The organism is Cellvibrio sp. (assembly GCF_053579595.1).
Window position 1 is genome coordinate 2,246 of sequence record NZ_JBRFPI010000232.1, and the last position, 5,037, is coordinate 7,282.

The window sequence follows — 5,037 nt, forward strand, 5'->3', positions numbered from 1 at the left end:
CTGCTAAGCTCTCGCCTATGAACGCACTCACGTCTTCACAACAATTTCTGCGGTATAGCATCGGCCTGGTAATTTGGTTACTGGGCTGGTGTGTGTTGCTCTTTTTTGATGCCCATTTCGACCCGGTTAATCTCAGCCTGATTCTGGTGCTGACCTCTGCACTTGCAGCGCTTTGGCTGCCGCTGAGTGTGACCTTGCTGGCGAGTGTGGTTGGGTTGATGGCGTTTAACTGGAGCTTTGTCCCACCGCGCGGCACCTTCGCGATAGACCTCCATCAACACACGGTCTTGCTGATTGCCATGATGTTGGTGAATATCATCATCGCGGGTTTGATGGTGTTTTTGCGTGAACAGTCGCGCCGCGCCCAGGCTTACGCCCATGCGGCCGAAGAGCTGCGTATTTGGGGCGATAAGCTGCGCGATGCCAGTGAACCCGGTTCGCTGCTGGATGAATTGCATCAGGCGTTGGGGCGATTGTCTGTGGGAAAAGCAAACAATCATACGGTGGCGTTGGTCGCCCTGAATAACCAGCTTCCTCCTACTAATCTGCCCTCCGCTTTACAGCGCATAGGTAGCGTTAATCCTGAACATGAAGAAGCACTTTGGCACTGCTTGCGCACTGGCCAACCGCTAGGGCCGGGCACTGGGCACTATCAGGAATTGGATGCACTTTATTTGCCGCTGCGCGGGCGCAGTATGACCTCGGGTGCGGCGATGATTTCCGGCATCACCAGTGCCGATGAGTTTCCGGCACTGACCCAAGCCCAGGCGCTGTGCGACCAAATGGGTGCTGCCTTGGAACGGCATCATATCCAACAGCAAGAGCGGCAGGCGCGCGATCAAGCTCAGGCACAAGTTGTGCGCAATACCTTGCTCGCGGCTATCTCCCACGATTACCGCACACCGCTCGCAACCATCATGGGTGCCGCATCTTCCCTTGATCAGCAAAGCGAACGCCTGTCCGATATGCAACGTCAACAGTTAGCGCACAGCATTGTGGAGGAAGCCGATCGCCTGCGCCGTTTGACCAGCAACGTATTACAACTGGCGCGGCTGGATGCGATTGGTGGCAACATTCAAGGCGATTGGGAATCGGCCGAGGAAATCATCGGCAGTGTAATGCGCCGTATGCGCAGCCATGATCCGCAGCAGCGCTTGAGTGCAAAACTTGAATCACATTTACCGCTCTTGTGGGGCGATTCCCTTTTGCTATCACAACTACTGGAAAACCTGATCGACAACTCACTCAAATACAGTCCGCCCGAGTCGCCAATCACGGTATTGGCCTATTTAGATAAACACCATTTGATATTCGCTGTGCGCGATCAAGGAACCGGTATTGCTGCAGCGGATTACGAGCAGATATTTGAGGTTTTCCAGCGTGGCGACCACCGTAAACCTGGCGGTGCGGGCGGAACGGGAATTGGCTTGGCGCTGTGCCGCGCTATCGCCCGCGCCCACGGTGGTGAACTGGAGTTCCATGCCCCAACTACCGGTGCCAGTTTTGAATGTCATTTGCCCCTGCGCTCCCAACCCGTTAATCCGGAAAGCCATCTATGAGTTTGCGTTTATTGTTGGTGGAAGACGACCGCGAACTGCGCGCAACCCTGCGCGAAGCATTGCTGGTTGAGGGTTACCAAGTGCTTACGGCGGCAAGTTTGGCCGAAGCGATTGCGATGTACGGCCAAACGCAATTGGAGGAAGCGAGCACACCGGCGTTTGATTTGATTCTGCTGGATTTAGGTTTACCGGATGGCGATGGCAGCGATTTGTTGGTGAAGCTCAGGCGCAAACAATCGACGCCGGTGATTATCATCTCCGCACGCGAAGCAGAGGGGCAGAAAATCCACCTGTTGGATGAAGGTGCCGATGATTATCTGGTGAAACCTTTTAGCATCGGCGAATTGCTCGCGCGTATGCGGGTGGCGCTGCGTCATCGCGGCAATCAGGTGCGTGCGGCGGTCACTCGCTATGAACAGGGTGATCTGGTGATTGATCTCGCCAATCATCGCGTTAGCTGCAAGGGTGATGCCGTCCATCTAACCCCCACCGAATTTAATTTGCTGGCGCGGCTGGTGCGCAGCGCGGGGCAGGTGGTAACCCATCGCCAGTTATTGGTGGATGTGTGGGGGCAGGAATATCTGGAGCACACCCATTATCTGCGGCTTTATATGGGACAGCTGCGCGCCAAGCTGGAAGATAATCCGGCAGAGCCGCAGTTATTGCTGACTGAGCCGGGGGTGGGGTATCGCCTGCTGGATACCGAAAGCTGATTCGGTTTCGATAATACTTATGCGATCCTGATGCGCGATTGGGAACACTGGCGATGTCTTCATTGCATAGGTTTTTCCCATGACTGTCTCCTCTTCATTACCCATCGAACCCGATTCTTCATCCCCCTCAACGCCCGCACGTCAAGGTATGGCCGCGCTGACTTTGGCTGCCATCGGTGTTGTTTATGGCGATATAGGCACCAGCCCGCTGTACACGGTAAAAGAAATTTTTGCTCCGGCGACTGGAGTACCTTTGGATGCGACTCATATTGTCGGCGCCGTATCCACCATCTTTTGGGCGTTGATGTTGGTGGTGACGCTGAAATACGTGATCCTGATTTTGCGGGCAGATAATCGCGGTGAAGGCGGTTCACTCGCGCTGACGGCACTTGCCGCCAAGACTGCCAGCACCAATCCACAATTGCGCCGTATCATCCTGATGATTGGATTGTTCGGAGCCACGCTGTTTTATGGCGATAGCATTATCACGCCAGCGATTTCTGTTCTGGGTGCGATGGAAGGATTGGAGGTAGCGACTCCGGCGCTAAAACCGTTGGTTGTCCCGATTACCCTGGCGATTCTGATCAGCCTGTTTCTGGTGCAGCGCTTCGGTACAGGTGCCATGGGCAAAGTGTTTGGTCCCATAGTGACTATTTGGTTTTCGATGCTGGCGGTATCGGGCATTGCCCATATTATCGCTCAGCCTGCAATTCTTGCTGCGCTTAACCCTCTGGAGGCTTGGAATTTTCTCGCGGGGCGCGGCTGGTATGTATTTGCCGCGATTGGTGCAATCGTGTTGGCACTGACCGGCGCTGAAGCGCTCTACGCTGATATGGGCCACTTCGGGCGCAAGCCGATCCAGATCGCCTGGACCTATCTGGTATTGCCATCGCTCGCACTGAATTACATGGGGCAGGGCGCACTCTTATTGGCTGATCCAACGGCTATCGCTAATCCTTTTTACAAACTCTTCCCGCAAACCCTGATTTGGCCTGCGCTTATTATCGCCACTTTGGCGGCGATCATCGCCTCACAAGCGGTGATTTCTGGCGCTTACTCGATGACGCGCCAGGCAATCCAGTTGGGATTTTTACCGCGCATGACCGTGCAGCACACCTCGGCACGGGAATCCGGGCAAATCTACATGCCCGCCGTGAATTGGATGTTGCTTGCCGGGGTGATTGCAGTAGTGCTGTTCTTTGGTAGCTCATCCGGTTTGGCAGGTGCATACGGAATTGCGGTGACGGTCACTATGGCGACAACGACGTGCCTGACATTTTTTGTGGTGCGCGGCCGCTGGAAATTACCGCTGCCAATTGCAATCGGTGCGACCTTATTGTTTTTGGCAGTGGATATTTTTCTGGTCGCGGGCTGTGCGCTTAAATTTTTAGACGGCGGTTGGTTCTCACTACTGGTCGCTGCAGTTTTATTTTTAATCATGAGCACTTGGCAGCGCGGCCGGACGATTGTGATGCAATGCATTCATCGCGATGGCTTGGAGTTGGGATCTTTTCTACCCACCTTGCGTCCCGACGAAATTCAGCGCGCCGCACGGGTAGCCGTGTATATGGTGGCCGATGCGTCTACCGTTCCTCAGGCATTGCTGCACAACCTGAAACACAATCAGGTGTTGCATGAACGCAATTTAATTCTGACTGTGCAATTTAAAGATGTGCCTTGGGTGGGCGAGGATGAGCGCATCCAATTGGAAGAGTTGGGTAACAGTTTCTGGCGCGTGACCGTCAACTTTGGTTTTATGGACGCACCCGATGTGCCGCGCGCATTAAAGCTTTGTGAGCGCTACGGGTTAACCATCCCGCATTTCCAAACCAGTTACTTCTTAAGTCGCGAGTCGATTGTCTCCACACCCGGTGGTGGTATGGCGCCCTGGCGCGAGCGCTTGTTTGCGGCTATGACGCGCAATGCCGGCGGCGTAGTGGAGTTCTTCCGCTTGCCCGACAACGCGGTGATTGAATTGGGTACGCGGGTGCAGATTTAACTGGATTTTTTCTAAATTAAAACAAGCGTTTTAACAATTATCTTTTATAACTTTCCTTCAGAAGGCCGCAAACTTGTGGCCTTTTCTATTTATATCCTAAAGCTATCGCGCTGTTATCAATTATAAATTTAACTAATTGCAGGGTTTTCGACTAAGGTTGTCTTGTCCACGAGATAAGTGAAACAACGGCTGCTGGTGCGCAGCTGTGTTACCCAATCGAATCTACGTTTGCAATCTAACCAGAGAAACAGGAGATAACCATGGATAACAACCCATCTGCAGGTAAATGCCCGGTGATGCACGGCGGCAATACCGCGTCGAGTAAGTCCAATACGGCCTGGTGGCCAAATGCGTTGAACCTCGACATCCTGCATCAACACGACCGCAAGACCAATCCGCTTGGCGATGATTTCAACTACGCCGAAGAATTCAAAAAGCTCGATCTGCAAGCCGTTAAAAACGATCTCAAGGCGCTGATGACTGACAGCCAGGCTTGGTGGCCAGCGGATTGGGGTCACTACGGCGGTTTAATGATTCGTTTGGCCTGGCACTCCGCCGGTAGTTACCGCATAGCCGACGGCCGTGGCGGTGCAGGTACTGGCAACCAACGTTTTGCCCCACTCAATAGCTGGCCGGACAATGGCAATCTGGACAAAGCCCGCCGCCTCTTGTGGCCGATTAAAAAGAAATACGGCAACAAGCTGTCCTGGGCGGATTTGATGATCCTGGCGGGCAATATGGCCTATGAATCCATGGGTTTGAAAAC

General features: G+C 53.7%; 4 protein-coding genes. All 4 read left to right on the forward strand.

Annotated elements, in window-relative coordinates:
• Positions 1-1,559 (forward strand): sensor histidine kinase (locus ACWA6V_RS14150; RefSeq protein ID WP_449523099.1); only part of this gene is annotated, 1,559 nt, incomplete at its 5' end.
• Positions 1,556-2,272 carry a response regulator gene (locus ACWA6V_RS14155; RefSeq protein WP_449523100.1) on the forward strand — a complete coding sequence of 239 codons (717 nt, stop codon included), beginning with the start codon at positions 1,556-1,558 and terminating at the stop codon, positions 2,270-2,272. The genes ACWA6V_RS14150 and ACWA6V_RS14155, both read left to right, overlap by 4 nt.
• A 79-nt stretch (positions 2,273-2,351) precedes the next feature.
• Entirely contained in the window at positions 2,352-4,271 is a 1,920-nt protein-coding gene (locus ACWA6V_RS14160; protein ID WP_449523101.1) for a potassium transporter Kup, read from the forward strand.
• Between the two features lie 260 nt (positions 4,272-4,531).
• On the forward strand, positions 4,532-5,037 hold a 506-nt coding region (locus ACWA6V_RS14165), incomplete at its 3' end, for a peroxidase family protein (protein WP_449523102.1).

Bases quoted from the DNA above. Each gene is read 5' to 3' on its own strand.
- ACWA6V_RS14155 (WP_449523100.1), top strand. From the start codon at position 1,556: ATGAGTTTGCGTTTATTGTTGGTGGAAGACGACCGCGAACTGCGCGCA.
- ACWA6V_RS14160 (WP_449523101.1), top strand. From the start codon at position 2,352: ATGACTGTCTCCTCTTCATTACCCATCGAACCCGATTCTTCATCCCCC.